Here is a 20,986-nt window from a genome sequence, read left to right as displayed (position 1 = left end):
GCGCCGGGCGCGGGAGCTGCCCGCGTCCCACGCGCGTTGATCAAACCCCCCGAGGCCCCGCGCCACGTTACTTGTGCCCCCTTCGGTCGGCAACAGTCCGGTCAGTCGCAGAGGCGGGCGGCCTTGAGTGCCATGTGGAGCAGCAGCCGGTCCTCGCCGTCGTCCAGATCCAGTCCGGTGAGCCGTTCGACGCGCGTCAGCCGGTAGTACAGGGTCTGCCGGTGGATCCGCAGCTCACCGGCGGTGCGCCCGGCCTGCCCCGCGCAGTCGAGGAACACCTCCGCGGTGCGCGCGAGTTCGGCGTGCGCGGGTTCCAGCAGCGGCCGTACGGCCGGGTCGACCGCGCCGGACGGCAAGGTGGCGAGCGTCCGGTACGGGCCGATCGCGCCCCATTCGGCGACCGGGCCGAGCCGTGGCTGGGCCCGGGCGGCCCGGGCGGCGGCCACGGCCTCGTGCCAGGCGCCGGTCAGCGCGTCCAGCCCCTGGCGGGGCGCGCTGACCCCGGCCCGCGCGGCCGGCGCCGCCTGCCTGGTGCCGTTGCCCTCCAGCAGCCGGCCGGCCGCGCTCACCGCGGGGGCCGGGACCGATGCCGACCTCAGTCGTACGAGCGCCGCGAGCCCGGGCAGCGGGAAGCCCTCGATGTCGCCCGGAGGGAGTACGCACAAGGCCGCCGCCCCCGGCACCGTCCGCGGTCCCGGAGCCTCGGCACCGGCCTCGCCCGCGGCGTCGGCCCCCCACGGCAGTACGCACACCAGCGCGTGCACCTCCTCCGCGTCGGGACCCAGGGCCGCCCGCAACTCCTCGCGGGCGCCGTCCCGGCCGCGGCCGGGACGGGCGGTGAGGAGGGCGGCCAGGGCGCGGCCGGCGTCGGCGCCGACCCGGGACTCGTCGGCCAGCAGCGCGCCGATCCGGGCGGCCACCTCCATGGCCGCGGCCAGTCGCCCGGCGGTGTGCCCGGCGCTGTCCAGCAGCCACACATAGCCGTGAACGACGCCGCCGTGCCGCGCCGGCAGGCACAGGCGAGGCCGGAAGACCCCGGCGTCGGTCCCCGCGGGGATATGGACGGGGCCGGTGGCGCGTGCGATGCCGAACCGTTCGAACCAGGCGCGGACCTCGGCCGTGGAGCGCCGGGTCAGGATGGAACGGGTGCGGACGGGGTCCATCACCGCGTCGTCCTCGCTGTCGTGCGCGCCGAAGGCGATCAGCCGGAAGTCCCGGTCCTCCAGGGTCGCGGGGGCGCCGAGGAGCGCCGACACCTCGTCGACCAGCTCCTGGTAGTCACCGCGCACGCCGTCATTCTCCCTCATACATCTGTATGAGGGATGCCGTTGCCACGCGTGACAGGTGTCGATGGCGACCGGGGTAGGCGGACCCTAGATTTCACGGACGACGCTGCCTGTCCCCTGGGCAGCCCTTGCACCAGGAGGAGACCGTGCTGGGTCCCGTACTGCTCGCCGCCTCGCGCAGCGACCGTATGCGCCGCGTCGTCGCGGGCGCGCCGATCACCCGTCCGGTGGTCAACCGCTTCATCGCGGGCGACGAGCTGGCTCCCGCGATGGAGACCGTGCGGTCGCTGACCTCGTCCGGCCTGGAGGTCACCCTCGACCACCTGGGCGAGGACGTCACCGACAAGGCGACGGCCGTGGCGACCCGGGACGCGTACCTGCGGCTGCTGGAGGCGCTGCGCCCGGAGGGCGCCGGCACCCGCGCCGAGGTCTCCGTCAAGCTCTCCGCCTTCGGCCAGGCGCTGCCGGTCGGCGGTCACGAGATCGCCCTGGAGAACGTCCGCCCGGTCGCCGAGCTGGCGAGCGAGATCGGCACCACCGTCACGCTCGACATGGAGGACCACACCACGGTCGACTCCACGCTGGCGATCCTCGCCGACCTGCGCGAGAGCCACCCGGGTACGGGCGCGGTGCTGCAGTCCTACCTCTTCCGCACCGAGGAGGACGCCCGCCGCCTGGCCGTCGCCGGCTCCCGGGTCCGCCTGGTCAAGGGCGCGTACAAGGAGCCCGCCTCCGTCGCCCTCCAGGACAAGACCGAGGTCGACCGGGCCTACGTGCGCTGCCTGAAGATCCTCATGGCGGGCGACGGCTACCCGATGGTCGGTTCCCACGACCCGCGGCTGATCGCGATCGCCCAGGAGCTGGCCCACCGGGCCGGCCGCAAGCAGGGCTCCTACGAGTTCCAGATGCTCTACGGCATTCGCACCGCCGAGCAGCGGCGGCTGGCGGAGGACGGCGAGCGCATGCGCATTTACGTCCCGTACGGCGCAGACTGGTACGGGTACTTCATGCGCCGGCTCGCTGAGCGGCCGGCGAACCTGGCCTTCTTCCTGCGGTCCTTCCTCCCCACCCGCTGACTTCCCGACCCCCCAAGGACACAAGGAGATGTCTTTCATGGACGCCGTGACCCAGGTCCCCGCCCCGGTGAACGAGCCGGTGCACTCCTACGCCCCGGGGAGCCCGGAGCGGGCCCGCCTGGAGGCGAAGCTGAAGGAGCTGGCCGGGAACCCGGTCGAGCTGCCCATGACCATCGGCGGCGTGAAGCGGATGGGCGGCGGCGAGCGCTTCGACGTCGTCCAGCCGCACAACCACGGGGCCCGTCTCGGCACCTACGCCAACGCCACCCAGGACGACGCGCGCGACGCGGTCGAGGCCGCCCTCGCCGCCGCCCCGGCCTGGCGCGCGATGTCCTTCGACGACCGCGCCGCGATCATCCTGCGCGCCGCCGACCTGCTGGCCGGCCCCTGGCGCGAGACGATCGCCGCCTCCACGATGCTCGGCCAGTCCAAGACCGCGCAGCAGGCCGAGATCGACAGCCCCTGCGAGCTCGTCGACTTCTGGCGCTTCAACGTGCACTTCGCCCGGCAGATCCTGGCCGAGCAGCCGGTGACCAACTCGCCCGGTGTGTGGAACCGCCTCGACCACCGCCCGCTCGAGGGCTTCGTCTACGCGATCACCCCGTTCAACTTCACCGCCATCGCCGGCAACCTGCCGACCGCGCCCGCGCTCATGGGCAACGTCGTGGTGTGGAAGCCCTCTCCGACCCAGACGCACTCCGCCGTGCTGCTGATGGCGCTGCTGGAGGAGGCCGGGCTGCCCAAGGGCGTGATCAACCTGGTCACCGGCGACGGCATCGCCGTCTCCGAGGTGGCGCTGGTCCACCCCGACCTGGCCGGCATCCACTTCACCGGCTCGACCCGTACCTTCCAGCACCTGTGGAAGACGGTCGGCACCAACATCGAGAAGTACCGCAGCTACCCGCGGATCGTCGGCGAGACGGGCGGCAAGGACTTCGTCGTCGCGCACCCGTCCGCGGACCCGGCCGTCCTCAAGACCGCGCTGACCCGCGGCTCCTTCGAGTACCAGGGCCAGAAGTGCTCCGCCAGCTCGCGTGCCTACATCCCGCGCTCGCTGTGGGAGAACGGCTTCAAGGAGGAGTTCGCGGCCGAGGTCGACGGCCTCACCATGGGCGACGTCAGCGACCTGACCAACTTCATCGGCGCCGTCATCGACGACCGTGCCTTCGCCAAGAACAAGGCGGCCATCGACCGCGCCAAGGCCGACCCGTCGGTCGAGATCGTCGCCGGCGGCACCTACGACGACAGCGTCGGCTGGTTCGTCCGGCCGACCGTGCTGGCCTCCTCCGACCCGGAGAACGAGATCTTCCGCGAGGAGTACTTCGGCCCGGTCCTGGGCGTCCACGTCTACGACGACGCCGAGGACGGGGCCTTCGAGGCGATGCTCACCCAGATGGAATCGGTCGCCTCCTACGCGCTGACCGGCTCGGTCGTCGCCCGTGACCGCGCTGCCGTCGCCGACGTGATGGCCAAGCTGCGCTTCGCGGCCGGCAACTTCTACATCAACGACAAGTCCACCGGCGCCGTCGTCGGCCAGCAGCCCTTCGGCGGCGGCCGCGCCTCCGGCACCAACGACAAGGCGGGCGCCGCGCAGAACCTGATGCGCTGGACGTCGACCCGGTCGATCAAGGAGGCACTCGTGCCGCCGACCGACTACCGCTACCCGCACATGGGCTGAGCTCCGGCCGCCCGGTAGAGCCCGCAAGGGGCAGGGCCCGGCATCCCCCGATCGGGGGATGCCGGGCCTTCGCCGTCTCAGATAGTAGGAAGTCCGAGTAATTGTGGAGACAGACGAGCCGTGCTGTCCTAGCTTGGTAGAAGCCGAACGTCTCGCTCCACCAGCGACCGGCGGACGTGAGCCGCGCGCCTCTGGCAGGTCACCCCCTGCAGCGCCGCTCCCCGCCCCGTTCTATGGCGACGCAACCCTCCTCTTTCTGACCCGGGAGATGTTCACCATGGACGAGACCGCCCGCAAGAACGCCGCCGAAGCCCTGCAGCGCGCCCTCGACCGGCGCGACAACGGCGGATCGACGGGACACGAGCAGCGATGACCGCCACCGTGCCCCACCCCCTCCGACGCCTGCGCCGCCTCGCCTACCTGGCCGTGTGCGCGATGGTGAAGTGATCCACTCGCGCGCCCCGCTCGTCGTGCCCGTCCGGCGGCGTCCCGTCATCCGTACGGACGCCGCCCGACCGGGCGGTCGGGGTGCCCATCATCCGGACAGCGTGTGTCATCCAGTGGACGGCCGAGTAAGGTGACCGGCATGTCTCGCAGCATCAGCCTCGCAGTGATTCCCGGTGACGGCATCGGCCAGGAAGTCGTGGCCGAGGGCCTCAAGGTCCTGTCCGCCGTCCTCCCGCAGGACGTGAAGCTGGAGACCAAGGAGTACCTCCTCGGCGCCAAGCGCTGGCACGAGACGGGCGAGACCCTGCCCGACGCGGAGCTGGAGCAGCTGAAGGGCCACGACGCGATCCTGCTGGGCGCGGTCGGCGACCCCTCCGTCCCCTCCGGCGTGCTGGAGCGCGGGCTGCTGCTGAAGCTGCGGTTCGCCTTCGACCACCACGTCAACCTCCGTCCCTCCAAGCTCTACCCGGGCGTCAGGGGACCGCTGGCGGGTGACCCGCGGATCGACTTCGTCGTGGTCCGCGAGGGCACCGAGGGCCCGTACGTCGGAAACGGCGGCTCCCTGCGCACCGGGACGCCGCACGAGGTGGCCACCGAGGTCAGCCTCAACACCGCGTTCGGCATCGAGCGGGTGGTCCGGGACGCCTACGCCCGCGCCCAGGCCCGTCCGCGCAGGAAGCTGACGCTGGTGCACAAGAACAACGTCCTCGTGCACGCCGGCCACCTGTGGAAGAACATCTTCGACCGGGTCGGTGAGGAGTACCCCGAGGTCACCACCGACTACCTGCACGTGGACGCGGCGACGATCTTCTTCGTCACCCAGCCCGAGCGCTTCGACGTGATCGTCACCGACAACCTCTTCGGTGACATCCTCACCGACCTCGCCGCGGCCGTGACCGGCGGCATCGGCCTCGCCGCCAGCGGGAACATCAACCCGGGCGGCGACTTCCCGTCGATGTTCGAGCCGGTGCACGGCTCCGCCCCGGACATCGCCGGCCAGGGCAAGGCCGATCCGACCGCGACGGTCCTCTCCGTCGCCCTGCTGCTCCAGCACCTCGGCTACGACGCCGAGGCCGAGCGCATCGAGACCGCGGTCGCCGCGGACCTCGCGGAGCGCTCCGGTACGCGCAGTACCAGTGAGATCGGCGACACGCTGGCCGCGCGAGTAGCCGGCTGACCGCCGGGTCAGCCCCCTCAGTCGGCCCGGACGGTCAGCGCACGATCACGACTGACCAAGACCTCTCGGGCCGCACGTGTATGTCCACGGCCCCACCGCTGCGATAATCGGCGGTGGGGCCGCTGTGCGAGGGGAAACTCGGATGTCCTGGGACCTTGGAGGACTGCGGGTGCGGTCCGCCATGACCAGACGCGAAGGACTTCATCTATGACGATCCCCACGATCGAGCTCAAGCCCTCCTCGCATCCGCTGCCGCACGCGCAGCGCGAGGCGATCCTCACCGACCCCGGGTTCGGCCGCCATTTCACCGACCACATGGTGACGATCCGGTGGACCGAGGGCCGGGGCTGGCACGACGCGGAGCTCGTGCCGTACGCGCCGCTGTCCATCGATCCGGCCAACATGACGCTGCACTACGCGCAGACGATCTTCGAGGGCCTGAAGGCCTACCGCCAGCCGGACGGCTCGGTCGCCACCTTCCGCCCCGAGGCGAACGCCGAGCGCTTCCAGGCCTCCGCCCGCCGTCTGGCCATGCCCGAGCTCCCGGTCGAGACCTTCATCGCCGCGTGTGACGCCCTGGTCGCCCAAGACAGGGACTGGGTGCCGAGCACCGGCGAGCAGTCGCTCTACCTGCGGCCCTTCATGTTCGCCACCGAGGTGGGCCTGGGCGTGCGGCCCGCCAACGAGTACCTCTTCATGGTCATCGCCTCCCCGGCCGGCGCCTACTTCCCCGGCGGCGTCAAGCCGGTCTCGGTCTGGCTCTCCGAGGAGTACGTGCGCGCCGCACCCGGCGGCACGGGCGCGGCCAAGGCCGGCGGCAACTACGCCGCGTCCCTGGTCGCCCAGGCGCAGGCCATCGAGCACGGCTGCGACCAGGTCGTCTGGCTGGACGCGATCGAGCGCCGCTGGATCGAGGAGATGGGCGGCATGAACCTGTACTTCGTGTACGGGGACAGGATCGTCACCCCCGAGCTGACCGGCTCCCTGCTGCCCGGCATCACCCGCGCCTCGCTCCTGCGCATCGCCGGGGACCTGGGCTACGAGGTCGCCGAGGGCCGCATCTCCGTCGACGACTGGAAGAACGGCAACGCAGACGGCTCCCTGACGGAGGTCTTCGCCTGCGGCACCGCGGCGGTCATCACGCCCGTCGGTTCCGTGAAGTCCACGCGGGCCGACTGGTCCGTCGCGGACGGGAAGTCCGGCGAGGTGACGATGAAGCTGCGCAAGGCCCTGCTGGACATCCAGACCGGGCAGTCCCCGGACGTGCACGGCTGGATGCACCCGCTCGGTGGCTGACCCGCCCTGCGGGTCGCCCGACGTCCGAAGCGGCCGCACCCGGTCCCGGAGTTCCCTCCGGGACCGGGTGCGGCCGCTTCGCGTTGTCCCGAGTACGCGGATACCGCCGGGTTCTTGGAGTGCCGTTCAACAGGTGCCGGAGTGCTGTGGAAGCCAGGGCGCCCGCGTGCTTCCACGCCCGCTTCGAGCCGGTGACCGTCGTGGCCCGCCCAGCAGTTCCCCGGCCGGGGCCGGGGAACTGCTGGGCACCGCCGTCACGGTCGCCGAAGCGCCGCTGGACGACGCCTGGATGCGCGACATCGGCCCCACCTTCCTCACCGGCGGGCGCGGACTGGCCGCCGCAGACTGGACGTTCAACGGCTGGGGCGCCCAGGAGTGGGCGTCCTGGGAGCACAACGCCGGGATCGGCGCCCTGCTCGCCGAGGGCATCTCCCGCGGCGACTTCCGGCCGGCGGACCCCGAGCGGACGACCGTGCGGCTGCGCGCTCTTCCGGACGGTTTCGGGGTGCCGCTGGTCATCGGGCTCCTGGGCATGGACCGCGAACAGGCGCTCGGGCACGTCTAGGAGTTCCTGGACGAGGCCCTCTCGCCCGCATAGTGAGACCGTGTCCCACCCGTCGGCGGGGGTGTGGCAGACTGCGAGCGTGCCCTCGTTCGTCATGATTATTGGCAGCAGGCGCGCCGGTCCTCAGTGACCGCTCACCGCAGACCTCGGCGGAAGCGATCACCGTGTCCCAGACCCGCGCGCAGACCTCTCGCACCCGCGAGAGGTTTTTTCGTTTCCCGGCCCACCCGTGCCGGGCGCGAATCAGCGCGAGGGAAATTGGGGGCAAGTGGAACCCGGTTTTCCGGAACCACTCACCCGACAGGAGTTGGATCAGACCATGACGGCCGTACTGGACGACAGCTTCCACGTCTTCGACACCACGCTGCGCGACGGAGCGCAGCGCGAGGGCATCAACCTCACCGTCGCCGACAAGCTGACGATCGCCCGGCACCTGGACGACTTCGGGGTGGGATTCATCGAGGGCGGCTGGCCCGGCGCCAACCCGCGCGACACCGAGTTCTTCGCCCGGGCCGCCACCGAGCTCGATCTGCACCACGCACAACTGGTCGCCTTCGGCGCCACCCGCCGCCCTGGAGGCAACGCCGCCGAGGACCCGCAGGTCAAGGCGCTGCTGGAGTCCGGGGCCCCGGTCATCACGCTGGTCGCCAAGGCGCACGACCGCCATGTCGAGCTGGCGCTGCGCACCACGCTCGAGGAGAACCTGGAGATGGTCCGCGACACCGTCTCCCACCTGCGCTCCCAGGGCCGCCGGGTCTTCGTCGACTGCGAGCACTTCTTCGACGGCTACAAGGCCAACCCGGTCTACGCCAAGGCGGTCGTCCGCGCCGCGCACGAGGCGGGCGCCGACGTCGTCGTCCTGTGCGACACCAACGGCGGGATGCTGCCCGCGCAGGTGACCGCCGTGGTCCGCACCGTCCTCGCCGACACCGGCGCCCGCCTGGGCATCCACGCCCAGGACGACACCGGGTGCGCGGTCGCCAACAGCCTCGCCGCGGTCGACGCGGGCGCCACGCACGTGCAGTGCACCGCCAACGGCTACGGCGAGCGCGTCGGCAACGCCAACCTCTTCCCCGTCGTCGCGGCGCTGGAACTCAAGTACGGCCGCACCGTGCTGCCCGAGGGCGCGCTCGCCGACATGACCCGGATCTCGCACGCGATCGCCGAGGTCGTCAATCTCACGCCCTCCACGCATCAGCCGTACGTGGGAGTCTCCGCGTTCGCCCACAAGGCGGGGCTGCACGCCTCCGCCATCAAGGTCGACCCCGACCTCTACCAGCACATCGATCCCGAACTGGTCGGCAACACCATGCGGATGCTGGTGTCCGACATGGCGGGCCGCGCCTCCGTCGAACTCAAGGGCAAGGAGCTCGGCGTCGACCTCGGCGGCGACCGCGAGCTGATCGGACGGGTCGTCGGACGGGTCAAGGAGCGCGAACTCGCGGGCTACACCTACGAGGCGGCCGACGCCTCGTTCGAACTCCTGCTGCGCGAGGAGATCGAGGGCCGGCCGCTGCGCTACTTCCGCGTCGAGTCATGGCGCGCGATCGTGGAGGACCGGCCCGACGGCATCCACGCCAATGAGGCGACCGTCAAGGTCTGGGCGGACGGCCAGCGCATGGTCGGCACCGCGGAGGGCAACGGCCCGGTCAACGCCCTGGACCGGGCGCTGCGTGTCGCGCTGGAGCGCACGTACCCGCAGTTGGCCAAGCTGGAACTGGTCGACTACAAGGTCCGCATCCTGGAGGGCAAGCACGGCACCGAGTCCACGACGCGCGTGCTCATCTCCACCTCCGACGGCACGTCCGAATGGTCCACGGTCGGCGTCGGCGAGAACGTCATCGCGGCCTCCTGGCAGGCGCTGGACGACGCCTACGCGTACGGGCTGCTGCGCGCCGGGGTCGAGCCGCGGCGGGACTGAGCGCGCGGGCCGGGGACCACGGCAAGGGAATGCGGACGCGGGCCCGGACCCGCGTCCGCTTTTCCATGCCATTTCCCATGGGCCGTCAGAAATGCCTGTGGCACAACGTGTCGCGTATTGATTGCCGCAGGCATCCACCTTTACGGCAAAGGATGTTGGGGCGGTTGACCCATCAATCAGGTGCGTTAGCCCAAAGGTGGACATTTCCCCCATGGGTGGATACCGTCGAAATACGGACGCCGCCGTTGCGGACCTTACAAGCCGTAGTCAAGCGGCGGCGGAAGCCGGAATCCGCCGGCTTGACGGTGCCCATCGCATCGCACAGCAGTTTACGCTCCCTGGCCCACCACGGCATGTTTCGTGCGCCTGGCCAGGTCGAGGCACCGTCTGCGCGTTCCCGGTCTCGAAGGAAGAAGATACGAAATGCGCGTGAAGCGAACCATCGCACTCCTGGTCAGCCCGCTCGCAGCAGCCGCGGCTCTGGCGTTCTCGCCGGCCGTGATGTCACAGGCCTCGGCCGCCCCCACGCACGTGGGCGCGGCGGCGACGGCCTCGCACGACAAGGTCGCGCCCGCGCTGACCGCCACTCAGCGTGGCTTCCAGCAGGGGAGCAGGGACGGACTCGCGGATGCCCAGAGGGGTGCCCCCGGATCGTGCCAGCAGTTCGGGTTCAACTTCAACCCGAGGGAGCCCGGGCAGGACTACCAGTCGGGCTACCGCAACGGATACAACAACGGATGGACGCAGATCTGCGACCTCCCGTAACGGGCGGATGCCCGGCCGGTCGGCCCGCGAAGGCCCCGCCGCACGCTGTGCGGGGCCTTCCGCGTGAGGCCGGCCGCGTTCAACTCCCGCGCATACGCGCGTAGAACGCGGGAACACTCCTCCTGCTCCACCTGCACAGCCGCCCCACAGGTGCACGGTCATCAGCAGGAGGGTTCCCCCATGAAGTTCCGCTACGTCCTGAGCGCGCTCGTCCTCGCGCTCGGCGTCCTCTTCGCGCCCGGCGTCGGGCTCGCCGCTTCGCACGACGCGTACGCCGTCACGAAGCTGACGCACGCCCAGGCCACGGCGATGTTCCGGTCCGCCGGGATCACTTGGTCGTCGTCCGGCGGCTGCTCCAACCGCAACAACGCCACCTGCACGTCGTTCGACCAGCTGAACCAGGCCACCGCGCAAGGCGCCGTGACGCTCAAGCACGCGACCGGCTGCGCCCTGAACATCACCGGCGGGACCGAGACGGGGCACGCGAGTGGCACGTACTCGCACTGGAACGGCTACAAGCTGGACTACGGCAAGAACACCTGCGTCACCAACTACATCCACGGCTCGTTCGGTTACATCGGCCTGCGCGGTGACGGCGCGCCCCAGTACAAGTCGGGCTCGGGCAACATCTACGCCGACGAGGGCAGCCACTGGGACGTTCTCTACTACAACTGCGGGGGCTGCTGACCTCGACACGGGTACGGTCGACCCGGCCCGGCGGCGCGAGGTGTGCGCCGCCGGGCCGTGCTCACTCCCATGCCTCGACCTCGATCGGGTCGCCGACCGCCACGACGCCCGGCCGCAGCACGGCCGCCTTCATCGCGAAGCTCACCTTGTTCCCGTACTCCGGTTCCCGGCGGTAGTCCGCCAGGGTGCGCACCGGCTCGGGCCCGGCCGTGCGCCCGGTGGCCTGGTCCACCATCGGTACCGAGCAGCGCACCGCGCGGGCGGAATAGCCCAGCACCGCGGCGCCGGCGGTCATGCGGCGGACCCGGTCCTCGGTGTGCGGCGCGGACCAGCCGGCGACCACGATGTTGGCGCGGAAGCGGTCGACGGGCACCGGCTCCCCGCCACGCTCCCGGATGCGCCGGTTGAGGTCGTCCAGCGAGGCCAGCGAGGCGACGGAAAGGGCGTGCGCGTCCGCGAAGCCGACCTTGCCGGGGTGCTCGCCCCAGCCGTCCCGGTCGAAGCCCGGCCGCACCCGCACCAGCCGCGAGGGCTGTCCCAGGGCGTCCGAGAACCAGCGGGCGGCCTCCTCGCCCTGATCGACGGCCGCTCCCAGCGGCCGGTCGAACATGCTCACCTCGCGCAGCGCCCCCTCGTGCGCCACCTCCACCCGCACCTCCCCGGCGCCGGGCGCCGACAGCGCCAGGTGCTTGCCGTCGTCGGTCACCTCGGCCCGCACCACGGCCATCCGCGGCAGTTTGCGCTGGCTGCGGAAGGTGCCGTCGGCGGCGTCCACCACCATGAACAACCGGTCATGGGCCAGGCCGGTCGCGGTCACCTCGGCACGGCTGACGGGCACGCCCGCACAGCCCTTCACGGGGTAATGGGTGAGGCTGTGCACGGTCACGGCGGCCATCGGTCGTGTCCCTCCCGGATCGGTGGAAACCCATTCGACCACGTCCTCGAACCCGGCGGGCGGTCCGCGCCGTCATCCGTACGGCGCACCGGCGAACCACGACTTCGGGCGGCCGTCCGCCGGGCCGTGGACTCTCCGTGACCAACGGCACACGTACTGACCAGTAACGCGGAACCCCGGCGGATCATAGGGTGAGCGCCGTACGCTCCCCACCCTCGAACCCTGGGAGACCGCATGCGTTCCGCGAAGGACTTCTTCCGACCGCTGGCCGTGGGGGCCCCGGTCCCCGTACGGGAGGTACCGTTCCGGCCGTCGCGGATGATCCACTTCTTCGATCCGAGCAACGAGAAGATGGCGGCGAAGGTCCCCGCCATCGCGCCCACGGTGGACGTCCTGCTGGGCAATCTGGAGGACGCCGTCGCCGCCGACCGCAAGGAGGCCGCGCGGGCCGGCCTGGTGACCATCGCGAAGGCCACCGACTTCGGCGACACACAGCTGTGGACCCGGGTCAACAGCCTCGACTCGCCGTGGGTCCTGGACGACCTGATCACGCTCGTCACCGAGATCGGCGACCGGCTCGACGTCGTCATGGTGCCCAAGGTCGAGGGCGCCGAGGACATCCACTACGTCGACCGGCTGCTCGCCCAACTGGAGGCCCGGGCCGGTGTGCGGCGGCCGATCCTCGTGCACGCGATCCTGGAGACCGCCTCGGGCGTGGCCAACGTCGAGGAGATCGCCGGCGCCAGCCCCCGGATGCAGGGCATCTCGCTCGGCCCGGCCGACCTCGCGGCGAGCCGCCGGATGAAGACCACCCGCGTCGGCGGGGGGCATCCGGGGTACCTCGTGCGGGAGGACCCGAAAGATCTTGATGTCGAGCTGCCGCGGCTGACCTACCAGCAGGACCTGTGGCACTACACCGTCGCGCGCATGGTCGACGCCTGCGCTGCGCACGGCATCCTGCCGTACTACGGCCCCTTCGGCGACATCAAGGACACCACGGCCTGCGAGGACCAGTTCCGCAACGCCTTCCTGCTCGGCTGCGTCGGCGCGTGGAGCCTGCACCCGGTGCAGATCGAGATCGCCAAGCGGGTCTTCTCCCCGGCCCCGGCCGACGTGGTCTGGGCCCGCAGGGTCATCGAGGCCATGGGCGACGGCACCGGGGCGGTGATGATCGACGGCAAGATGCAGGACGACGCGACCGTGAAGCAGTGCAAGGTCGTCGTCGACCTGGCCGACGACCTGGCGGCCAGGGACCCCGAACTGGCCGAGGCGTACGAGGCCGCCTGGAAGGAGCAGAGCCGGTGACCGACGCGACCCTGCGGCCCCGCCGCTCCGTGCTGTACATGCCCGGCGCCAACGAGCGCGCCCTGGAGAAGGCCAAGACCCTTCCCACCGACGCGCTCATCCTCGACCTGGAGGACTCCGTCACGCCCGACGCCAAGGCCGAGGCCCGCAAGCGCGTCGCCGCGGCGGCCGCCTCCGGCGAGTACGGCCGGCGGGAGCTGGCCATCCGGGTGAACGCGCCCGGCACCCCGTGGCACGAGGACGACCTGCGCGCGGCCGCCGAGGCCGGCCCCGACGCCGTGGTCGTCCCCAAGGTCGACTCCGCGGCCACCGTGCACGCCGTCGAGCGCGCCCTGGAGGCGGCGGGCGCACCCGACCGCACCGCGATCTGGGCGATGGTCGAGACCCCGCGCGCCATGCTGGACGCCCGTGCCGTCGCCGCCGCCTCCGAGCGGCTCACGGTGCTGGTGATGGGCACCAACGACCTGGCGAAGGAACTCCACGCCGAGCACGTCCCCGGCCGGGCCCCGCTGCTGACCGGGCTGTCGCTGGCCCTGCTCGGCGCCCGCGAGGCGGGCAAGGCGATCCTGGACGGCGTCCACAACGACGTGCAGGACCTGGCGGGCTTCGAGGCGGAGTGCGTCCAGGGCCGGCGGTTCGGCTTCGACGGCAAGACGCTGATCCATCCCAAGCAGGTGGAGATCTGCAACAGGGTCTTCGCCCCCTCCCCGGAGGAAACCGACAAGGCGCGGCGCATCATCGAGGCTTTCGAGGCCGCCACGGCCGAGGGCCGGGGAGTCGTCACGGTCGACGGGCGGATGATCGAGAACCTCCATGTGGATGACGCCCGGCGTGTCCTCGCCTTGGCCGCGGCGGTGACCGGACGCTAGCCATTCACTGAAGTCCGGGTGGACGACCGCTACAAAGAAAGGGCCCCGCACACGCCGTGCGGGGCTTTTCTTGTGTTGGTTCTGTCCAGATGCTCCATGAAGCGGGTCCGGACACTGTACGAAGTGGACGCCGATTCCGAGGGCCCTGCGCTCGTATGGTCGATGTCATGAGCGTTTTGGACGAGGTGCCGACCCAGCCCGCCGAGGCCGAGGAGGGCGGCGAAGCCGCCCAGCCGGCGAACGACGCACGCGGGCGCGTCACGGAGCTGCACGCCATCCGCGAGCAGGTCCGGCTCGGCCCCAGCGAGAAGGCCACCCAGGCCCAGAAGGCCAAGGGGAAGCTGACCGCCCGCGAGCGGATCGACCTGCTGCTCGACGAGGGGTCCTTCAGCGAGGTCGAGCCGCTGCGCCGGCACCGCGCCTCCGGCTTCGGCCTGGAGGCGAAGAGGCCGTACACCGACGGCGTCATCACCGGCTGGGGCACCGTCCACGGCCGCACCGTCTTCGTGTACGCGCACGACTTCCGGATCTTCGGCGGCGCGCTGGGCGAGGCCCACGCCTCCAAGATCCACAAGATCATGGACATGGCCATCGCGGCCGGCGCCCCGCTGGTCTCGCTGAACGACGGTGCCGGCGCCCGCATCCAGGAGGGCGTCTCCGCGCTCGCCGGGTACGGCGGCATCTTCCAGCGCAACACCCGCGCCTCCGGTGTCATCCCGCAGATCTCGGTGATGCTCGGCCCGTGCGCCGGCGGCGCCGCGTACTCCCCGGCGCTCACCGACTTCGTCTTCATGGTCCGCGAGACCTCGCAGATGTTCATCACCGGCCCGGACGTCGTCCAGGCCGTCACCGGCGAGAAGATCACACAGAACGGGCTCGGCGGCGCCGACGTCCACTCCGAGATCTCCGGCGTCTCGCACTTCGCGTACGACGACGAGCAGACCTGCCTGGAGGAGGTCCGCTACCTGCTGTCGATGCTGCCGCAGAACAACCGCGAGAACCCGCCGTCGGCCCCCACCAGCGACCCGGCCGACCGGCGCGGCGACGTCCTGCTGGACATCGTCCCGGCCGACGGCAACCGCTCGTACGACATGCACCAGGTGATCGAGGAGATCGTCGACGAGGGCGAGTACCTGGAGATCCACGAGCGCTGGGCGACCAACATCATCGTGGCCCTGGCCCGCCTCGACGGCCAGGTGGTCGGCATCGTCGCCAACCAGCCCGCCTCCCTGGCGGGGGTACTGGACATCGAGGCCAGCGAGAAGTCGGCCCGGTTCGTGCAGATGTGCGACGCCTTCAACATCCCGCTCATCACTCTTCTGGACGTCCCCGGCTTCCTCCCGGGCGTCGACCAGGAGCACGGTGGCATCATCCGGCACGGCGCCAAGCTGCTGTACGCGTACTGCAACGCCACCGTGCCGCGGATCTCGCTGATCCTGCGCAAGGCGTACGGAGGTGCCTACATCGTCATGGACAGCCAGTCGATCGGCGCCGATCTGACCTACGCCTGGCCCACCAACGAGATCGCCGTGATGGGCGCCGAGGGTGCCGCCAACGTCATCTTCCGGCGGCAGATCGCCGACGCCGACGACCCCGAGGCCATGCGCGCCCGCATGGTCAAGGAGTACAAGTCCGAGCTGATGCACCCGTACTACGCGGCCGAGCGCGGCCTCGTGGACGACGTGATCGACCCCGCGGAGACCCGCGAGGTCCTCATCCGCTCGCTCGCCATGCTGCGCACCAAGCACGCCGACCTGCCGTCCCGCAAGCACGGCAACCCGCCCCAGTAAGGGAGACCGACCCCGTGAGCACTCCTGCCGACAGCTCCGCCGCGGCGCTCGTTCGCGTCGAGCGCGGCCACGCCAGCGACGAGGAACTGGCCGCCCTGACGGCCGTTCTCCTCGCCCGCGCCGCGGCCCAGGGCCAGGACACGACCGCCTACGTCAAGCCCCGCTCCACGGCCGGCTGGCGCCGCCTGGAGCGGCAGTCCGGCTTCAGCGCGCCGCACAGCTGGCGCAGCTGACCCTCCGGTCCCGTACGACGACGGTGGCGCGGCACCCCTCGGGGGTGCCGCGCCACCGTCGTGTCAGGCGTCAGGACGCCGTGGGGGAGGTGTCCAGCGCCGCGACGCCCGCGGTGCCGGCCACGAACAAGGTGCCCTCGCCGGAGAGCGCGAGCGCTTCCGCGCGGTACGGGGGCACCACCTCACGCCGGGTGCCCGCCAGCAGGTCCCACAGGTGCACCTCGCCGTCGGACCAGGCGGCGGCCAGGAGCGGCCCGGAGGGGGTGTCGGCGGCCGCGAGGGCCGTCACGACGGCCTCCCGGCGGTCGACGGGCTCCGGCATCGGGTCGCTGCCCGTCTCCCACAGTCGCAGGGTGCCGTCCGCCCCACCGCTCACGCACAGGGCGAGACCGGACGGGGCGGCGTCGACGAGGGCGGCCGCCGTCAGGGGGGCGGGGTGCAGCCCGCGGGTCACCGGGCCGCGGTCGTGGGCCGTGGCATCCCACACGTGCACACGGCCGTCCGCGTCCCCCACGGCGACGCGGCTTCCGTGGGCGGCGACCGCCGTGGGCGGCGTACCGGCGGTGTTGTGGACGTCGGCCACCCGGGACAGGGCGTTGGACATGGGGCCCGCCGTGTGCAGGGTCTCGTCGGCGTCCAGGAGCAGCAGGCCGCCGCCCTCGGCCACGGCGATGCCCGCCGGCCGCAGGGCGGCGTCGAGCGGGACACGGGAGCGGACGGCGCCGGTCACGGGGTCAAGCACGGCCAGCCGGCCCATTGGGTCGGTCACGAGCAGCCCGTCCGCACCGAGGGCCAGGGCGGCCGCCGGGCCGGTGGCGGCCCACAGCGCGGTCCAGGAGTGACGGCGGGCCAGGGGTTCGAGGTACGCGGCCAGTTTCGGGTCCTCGGCCAGCGCGGCCGTGTGCAGGAGCGCGGCGCGCTCCGGCCCGGCGAGGCCGAGCGCCGTCAGTGCGGGGGCCGCACGCCGCCACACCGTCCGCAGTCCGCGGGGCGCGGGCGTACGGGGGTCGGCCAGCGCCGCGGTGATCGCGGGGGCGGGACCGTGGACGAGGAATCCGGGGTCACCGGTGAGGCGTGCGGCCGTTCCGCTCGCCAGGGCGTGCTCCAGTACGCGGGCCCGGACGGCGTCGGGAGCCCGTTCCCAGTCGGGCGTGCCCGCCGGACCGAGGGGGACGGCCGCGAGCATGCGAGCGGACTCCGCGGCGGCGTCGACCGGTTCGGGCGCGGCTCCGGGGTCCGTCAGAGCCACCGTGCGGCACGGCTGCGACCACACGGGCGCACCGCTGTCGGACACCTCCGCCAGCAGCCGCACATGGGGGAGCGCGAGCAGCGGTTCCAGCAGGGCGTGGACGATCTCCTGCGGCGCCGCCCCGGCCGCCCGGTGCAGATCGGCGGCGGCCAGCAGCACCGGCCGCGTGTCGCGGGCCAGCCTGCGCAGGATGTCCGGGGCGCCGAGGGCCCCGTAGCCAAGTTGCCGTCCCAGTTCCCAGGCGAAGACCTCCGCCGTGAGCCCCGCCGCGGGGACGAGCGCGTGGACGCGCAGCGCGGGATCCGGGGCGGACTCGGTGAAGTACCGCGCCAGCAGCCGGCTCTTGCCCGCCCCACGGTCACCGGTGACCAGACAGAGCCTCGGCGCGGCGGGATCACGCGCCCAGTCGGTCAGTTCCCCTCCGGCCGGGGCGAGTCCGGCGTCCCGTGGCGGCCGGCCCGCGCTGTCCGGCGCGGTCATGCGTCCGCGCTCTCGCGCAACCGGCGCAGGCCCTCCGCCCGTGACGCGGCGGTCTCGCCGTAGGGGAACTCGTGGGTGAGTCCCGCGTCAGGGAAGACCTGGCCCAGCCACATCGAGCAGTAGTGACCGGGCATGAAGCACGCCTCCAGGTCGGTGTGGATCCGCGTGACCTGCTCCGGCCGGACGCCCGCGGCCTGGAGCGACGACCACAGCCGCTCCTCGGGGTGCAGACTGATGCCGCTCGCCTGGGTGAAGATCTTCTTCTCCCCGGTCGCGTCCACCACCTCCATCGCGGCGTACCACTGCGCGCTCGCGGTGTCCCGGATGTCGTCCAGCACCAGCGGCCACCAGTTCTCGCGGTCCGCGAACGCCTCGGCGTCCGCGGCGAGCAGCCGCTCCTCCAGGCGCCGGAACACCGCCGAGGCCTCGGCCGGTTCGTCCGCCGCGGCGATGGAGCCCAGCGCGAGGTCGAGGTCCAAGAGCCCCTCCGCGAAGGACTCCGGTGAGGAGGAGACGAACCGCGACGGTTCGTCGTAGCCGAGCAGCACCGCGCGGACGGCCCTCCCGGCGTCGGCGCAGATCTCGTACCCGCGGTCGTCCCCGAGTCGCGTCCAACCCTCGCACTCCGGCTGCCGCAGCCGGCGTCCCGCGGATGCGGCGTACTCGCCGAGAGCGAGCGGATCCGCGGGATCCGTCCGGAAGTAGGGGCCCACCTGGAGCGGCAGGAGGAACGCGTCCGCCCGGCGCAGCCCGGCCGGGCCGAACCGTCCGTGGAGCCGTTCGCCGAGCGTCACCACATCCCTCCGGACACCTCGTCGTGGACGGTCTCCCAGACTCCGTCCCCGTCCGCGTACGGAACCGGGTCGACCAGCGACAGCGCTTCCCTGATCTCCTCCGCGACGGCGATCAGGTCGTCGATCTCGGGAAACTCGTCCGGGGGGTCGTAGTCCGGCCGGCGGCGCTCCAGGAGGTACATGCCGTAGGCCATGCCGGAGACGTCGGTGTGGACCCTCTCGATCCGGCGGGTGCCGGGGTTGATCGCGTGGACCGACCCGGTCCTCCCGTCGAGCACCACGTCGCTGGAGAACGCCCGGCCCAGGTGCGGCCAGTGGTGCACGCCGGGCGTGAAGCCCTCGAAGTCCGCCAGTCGACCGACGTCCCGGTGCGCGGACAACGGGGTCAGTCCGTCGGCGAGGTCCTCGCGGAGTTCGAAGAGGACCCCCTCGGCCCGGGGCAGGCCCACGTCGGCCAGGAAGCGCGCCGTGTCCTCGTGGACGAGCAAGTCTCCCTGCACGTCGAGGGGGACGCGCACGATCCGCTCCGGAGCGAAGACCTCGGCGAGGAGGGCGGGGGTCACGGGGGCGATCACGGTGATTCCTGTTCGACGGATCCGGGAGGGCGGTGCTGCGGGCTCATGCTAGCGGCCGGCCTTGTGGAGCAGGCTCAGATAACGTCTCATCTCCTTGTTGCCCTCCCCCTGGGAGGCACGCAGCGCCGCGTTGCGGGCGTCGTTGTCCGCCTTCTTGTCGCCGGTGGTCTCCCAGGTGGCGCTTTCCCCGTACTCGAAGCTGTGCGAGATGTCCGTGTCCGGGTAGTACTTGTGCAGCCACTCGCCGCAATACCGGTTCAGCGTCCGGCAGGGGGCGCGTTCGCTGTAGCCGTCCACCACTTGGTGCTGCATGTCGCTGTTGATGAGAGGGACGCCGAGCACGCGCTCGGAGTGGGGACCCCCGCTCCGGCCGACGAGGATGAACTCGTTGTGGCCGTCGCTGTAGCGGAACGCCGCGTAGTTCTTGCCCTTGTAGTCGTTCTGGATGTGCCGGGCCAGCTGGGTCGCCCGGGACAGTTCGTCGGTACCTGCGACGACCGCGGTGGAGTGCTTGCGCGGCCCCTCCTGGTCGGGGACGTCACGGTCGAGCGGCGCGTCCGTGTTCCTGTCCGCGGGCAGGCTGTCGACGTGGATCTTCTTCCCGTCGGGGGATATCTGATGGATCTTCCCGGCGTCGTCGACGAGGAACACGGGTGTCTTGTCCCCGGCCCCGCGCAGCTGCTCCATGGAGTGGACCTCGTGCAGCCCCTTCAGGTCGGCCGCGGTGCGTTCGTCGTTGTCCTTGTGGTTCGTGTGCATCTGCCGGACACCGCGCCGCATGTCCCCGGTGATGTGCGTGGTCGCGTTGTCGAGTCCGGTTCGGACGCCGTTGACCAGGGTCTCGATGAACTGCTCGGCGGCCTGGGTGAGTTCTCCGCCCTTGCCCTTCACGCGGGCATGGCGCTCCCGGGCGCGGTGGAGTCTCTCGCTCCCGCGGGACCGCATGTCCTGGCCGTGGCCGTCGACCTGTGTGTCGAAGTCGCCGTAGGCGCTCTCGTCATGCCGGATCTGGCCTGTGCCGCCCCCGCTCCCGGAGCCGCTTCCGCCGGAGCCGCTCCCTGAGCCGCCCCCGGCGCTGGCCAGGACAAAGCTGCCGTCCTTGCCGGCGGTGACCTGGTGTTTGGAGTCCTGGACGCCCTGCTCGAAGCCGTCCTTGCCGGCGTCGGCCGAACGGCCGAGGTCGACGCCGTGCTGGATGCCGAGTGCGTTGGCGCCGAGCTGGATGGCCAGGTCGCCCGCCATGTTGCCGAGGGCGGCGTACACCGGTCCTGTCGCCAGCCCGATGACCTGGTCCAGGGCCTGCCGGGCGGCCTCCTTGAAGAGGCGTTTGACGATGAGCCGGGTGGCCTGGGTGGCGCCGGCGGCGCCGAGTTCGGACAGGCCCAGGGTGAAGGGCGCCGCGGCCTGGGCGGCGATCACCTCGGCGGCCAGGATGCCGAGCTGGACCACGGCCGCGATCTTGGCGCCCTCGATGACGATGGCGACCCCGTCGAGTGCCGTGGCGCCCAGCCGGCCGGCGTCCGCCAGGTTGCCCAGATGGGAACCGACCTTGTTCCAGTGGGAGTTGAAGGCGTCGACCGCGGGACCCTCGGTGGCCCCGAGCAGACCCGCCACCGCTTCGTGCAGGCCGTTGCCGCCGTGGTCGACGTCGTCGGCGAACTCCCGCAGGGCCGTGGCCATTTCGCGGTAGTCGTCCTCGTCGACGTTCGGCCACATGATGCCGATCAGGTCGAGGAGCCACGCCAGTTCGTCCGGCAGTACGACACCCATGGGCCACCCCCGTCGATTCTGGCGCGCAGAAGCGCTTCTTCCGTCCCACTTCTATCAAACGCCGTACAGGGCGTGGCAGTTGCACGACAGACATGGCGAAAACGCGAAGGCCCCGCACGCGCCGTGCA

Annotated in this window: 17 protein-coding genes and 1 pseudogene; 12 read left to right on the top strand and 6 right to left on the bottom strand. The window is 71.6% G+C overall.

The window, feature by feature from the left end:
• Positions 1-101: 101 nt before the first annotated feature.
• Positions 102-1,307: a PucR family transcriptional regulator gene (locus tag RV983_RS11870; RefSeq protein WP_475985762.1), complete on the bottom strand. Its 1,206-nt coding sequence runs from the start codon at positions 1,305-1,307 to the stop codon at positions 102-104.
• Between the two features lie 125 nt (positions 1,308-1,432).
• On the opposite strand from RV983_RS11870, the gene RV983_RS11865 reads away from it, so the two are divergent.
• From RV983_RS11865 to RV983_RS11830, 8 genes and pseudogenes are all read left to right on the top strand, one after another.
• Complete coding sequence (locus tag RV983_RS11865) at positions 1,433-2,362, top strand: proline dehydrogenase family protein (protein WP_475985761.1); 930 nt, start codon at positions 1,433-1,435, stop codon at positions 2,360-2,362.
• 37 nt (positions 2,363-2,399) lie between these two features.
• The gene (gene pruA / locus RV983_RS11860; protein WP_475985760.1) at positions 2,400-4,040 is read left to right on the top strand and encodes an L-glutamate gamma-semialdehyde dehydrogenase; all 1,641 of its coding nucleotides are present in this window, start codon (positions 2,400-2,402) and stop codon (positions 4,038-4,040) included.
• Between the two features lie 586 nt (positions 4,041-4,626).
• Positions 4,627-5,664 (top strand): 3-isopropylmalate dehydrogenase, encoded by a 1,038-nt coding sequence (locus tag RV983_RS11855; protein ID WP_475985759.1) that lies wholly within the window; start codon positions 4,627-4,629, stop codon positions 5,662-5,664.
• A 207-nt stretch (positions 5,665-5,871) separates the two neighbouring features.
• A complete protein-coding gene (locus RV983_RS11850; RefSeq protein WP_475985758.1) occupies positions 5,872-6,960 on the top strand; it encodes a branched-chain amino acid aminotransferase in 1,089 nt (362 codons plus the stop codon).
• 179 nt (positions 6,961-7,139) lie between these two features.
• Positions 7,140-7,384, top strand: a pseudogene (locus RV983_RS11845) (agmatine deiminase family protein); the annotation flags it as partial.
• Between the two features lie 460 nt (positions 7,385-7,844).
• Complete coding sequence (cimA, locus tag RV983_RS11840) at positions 7,845-9,446, top strand: citramalate synthase (RefSeq protein ID WP_475985757.1); 1,602 nt, start codon at positions 7,845-7,847, stop codon at positions 9,444-9,446.
• A gap of 429 nt (positions 9,447-9,875) precedes the next feature.
• Entirely contained in the window at positions 9,876-10,211 is a 336-nt protein-coding gene (locus RV983_RS11835; RefSeq protein WP_475985756.1) for a hypothetical protein, read from the top strand.
• 180 nt (positions 10,212-10,391) lie between these two features.
• Positions 10,392-10,898 carry a hypothetical protein gene (locus RV983_RS11830; RefSeq protein ID WP_475985755.1) on the top strand — a complete coding sequence of 169 codons (507 nt, stop codon included), beginning with the start codon at positions 10,392-10,394 and terminating at the stop codon, positions 10,896-10,898.
• Positions 10,899-10,959: 61 nt separating this feature from the next.
• Here RV983_RS11830 and RV983_RS11825 read toward each other — a convergent pair whose 3' ends face one another.
• Complete coding sequence (locus RV983_RS11825; RefSeq protein WP_475985754.1) at positions 10,960-11,793, bottom strand: MOSC domain-containing protein; 834 nt, start codon at positions 11,791-11,793, stop codon at positions 10,960-10,962.
• Positions 11,794-12,027: 234 nt separating this feature from the next.
• On the opposite strand from RV983_RS11825, the gene RV983_RS11820 reads away from it, so the two are divergent.
• From RV983_RS11820 to RV983_RS11805, 4 genes are all read left to right on the top strand, one after another.
• On the top strand, positions 12,028-13,098 hold the full coding sequence (locus tag RV983_RS11820; protein WP_475985753.1) for an HpcH/HpaI aldolase/citrate lyase family protein: 1,071 nt from the start codon (positions 12,028-12,030) through the stop codon (positions 13,096-13,098).
• A complete protein-coding gene (locus RV983_RS11815) occupies positions 13,095-13,967 on the top strand; it encodes an HpcH/HpaI aldolase/citrate lyase family protein (RefSeq protein ID WP_475985752.1) in 873 nt (290 codons plus the stop codon). Before RV983_RS11820 ends, RV983_RS11815 begins: the two co-directional genes overlap by 4 nt.
• A gap of 167 nt (positions 13,968-14,134) precedes the next feature.
• Positions 14,135-15,757 carry an acyl-CoA carboxylase subunit beta gene (locus RV983_RS11810; RefSeq protein ID WP_475985751.1) on the top strand — a complete coding sequence of 541 codons (1,623 nt, stop codon included), beginning with the start codon at positions 14,135-14,137 and terminating at the stop codon, positions 15,755-15,757.
• Between the two features lie 14 nt (positions 15,758-15,771).
• Positions 15,772-15,990, top strand: a complete 219-nt coding sequence (locus RV983_RS11805; RefSeq protein ID WP_319659784.1) for an acyl-CoA carboxylase epsilon subunit — start codon at positions 15,772-15,774, stop codon at positions 15,988-15,990.
• 70 nt (positions 15,991-16,060) lie between these two features.
• On the opposite strand, the gene RV983_RS11800 is transcribed toward RV983_RS11805, so the two are convergent.
• Genes RV983_RS11800 through RV983_RS11785 form a run of 4 tightly spaced genes read right to left on the bottom strand, consistent with a single transcriptional unit; the run spans position 16,061 to position 20,858 of the window.
• Complete coding sequence (locus RV983_RS11800; protein ID WP_475985750.1) at positions 16,061-17,719, bottom strand: WD40 repeat domain-containing protein; 1,659 nt, start codon at positions 17,717-17,719, stop codon at positions 16,061-16,063.
• Positions 17,716-18,513, bottom strand: coding sequence for a nucleic acid/nucleotide deaminase domain-containing protein (locus tag RV983_RS11795; RefSeq protein WP_475985749.1), 798 nt, complete (start codon positions 18,511-18,513; stop codon positions 17,716-17,718). Before RV983_RS11795 ends, RV983_RS11800 begins: the two co-directional genes overlap by 4 nt.
• Positions 18,510-19,088 (bottom strand): SUKH-4 family immunity protein, encoded by a 579-nt coding sequence (locus RV983_RS11790; RefSeq protein ID WP_475985748.1) that lies wholly within the window; start codon positions 19,086-19,088, stop codon positions 18,510-18,512. Before RV983_RS11790 ends, RV983_RS11795 begins: the two co-directional genes overlap by 4 nt.
• A 48-nt stretch (positions 19,089-19,136) precedes the next feature.
• Entirely contained in the window at positions 19,137-20,858 is a 1,722-nt protein-coding gene (locus tag RV983_RS11785; RefSeq protein WP_475985747.1) for a WXG100-like domain-containing protein, read from the bottom strand.
• Between the last annotated feature and the right edge of the window lie 128 nt (positions 20,859-20,986).

Source organism: Streptomyces sp. RLA123, assembly GCF_056270165.1.
This window is presented reverse-complemented; position numbering and strand designations above follow the sequence as displayed.

What these genes read in the sequence shown, in the direction of transcription:
- RV983_RS11870 (WP_475985762.1), bottom strand. Translation starts at nt 1,307, where the DNA reads ATGAGGGAGAATGACGGCGTGCGCGGTGACTACCAGGAGCTGGTCGAC.
- pruA (WP_475985760.1), top strand. Translation starts at nt 2,400, where the DNA reads ATGGACGCCGTGACCCAGGTCCCCGCCCCGGTGAACGAGCCGGTGCAC.
- RV983_RS11855 (WP_475985759.1), top strand. Translation starts at nt 4,627, where the DNA reads ATGTCTCGCAGCATCAGCCTCGCAGTGATTCCCGGTGACGGCATCGGC.
- RV983_RS11850 (WP_475985758.1), top strand. Translation starts at nt 5,872, where the DNA reads ATGACGATCCCCACGATCGAGCTCAAGCCCTCCTCGCATCCGCTGCCG.
- cimA (WP_475985757.1), top strand. Translation starts at nt 7,845, where the DNA reads ATGACGGCCGTACTGGACGACAGCTTCCACGTCTTCGACACCACGCTG.
- RV983_RS11830 (WP_475985755.1), top strand. Translation starts at nt 10,392, where the DNA reads ATGAAGTTCCGCTACGTCCTGAGCGCGCTCGTCCTCGCGCTCGGCGTC.
- RV983_RS11825 (WP_475985754.1), bottom strand. Translation starts at nt 11,793, where the DNA reads ATGGCCGCCGTGACCGTGCACAGCCTCACCCATTACCCCGTGAAGGGC.
- RV983_RS11820 (WP_475985753.1), top strand. Translation starts at nt 12,028, where the DNA reads ATGCGTTCCGCGAAGGACTTCTTCCGACCGCTGGCCGTGGGGGCCCCG.
- RV983_RS11810 (WP_475985751.1), top strand. Translation starts at nt 14,135, where the DNA reads ATGAGCGTTTTGGACGAGGTGCCGACCCAGCCCGCCGAGGCCGAGGAG.
- RV983_RS11800 (WP_475985750.1), bottom strand. Translation starts at nt 17,719, where the DNA reads ATGACCGCGCCGGACAGCGCGGGCCGGCCGCCACGGGACGCCGGACTC.
- RV983_RS11785 (WP_475985747.1), bottom strand. Translation starts at nt 20,858, where the DNA reads ATGGGTGTCGTACTGCCGGACGAACTGGCGTGGCTCCTCGACCTGATC.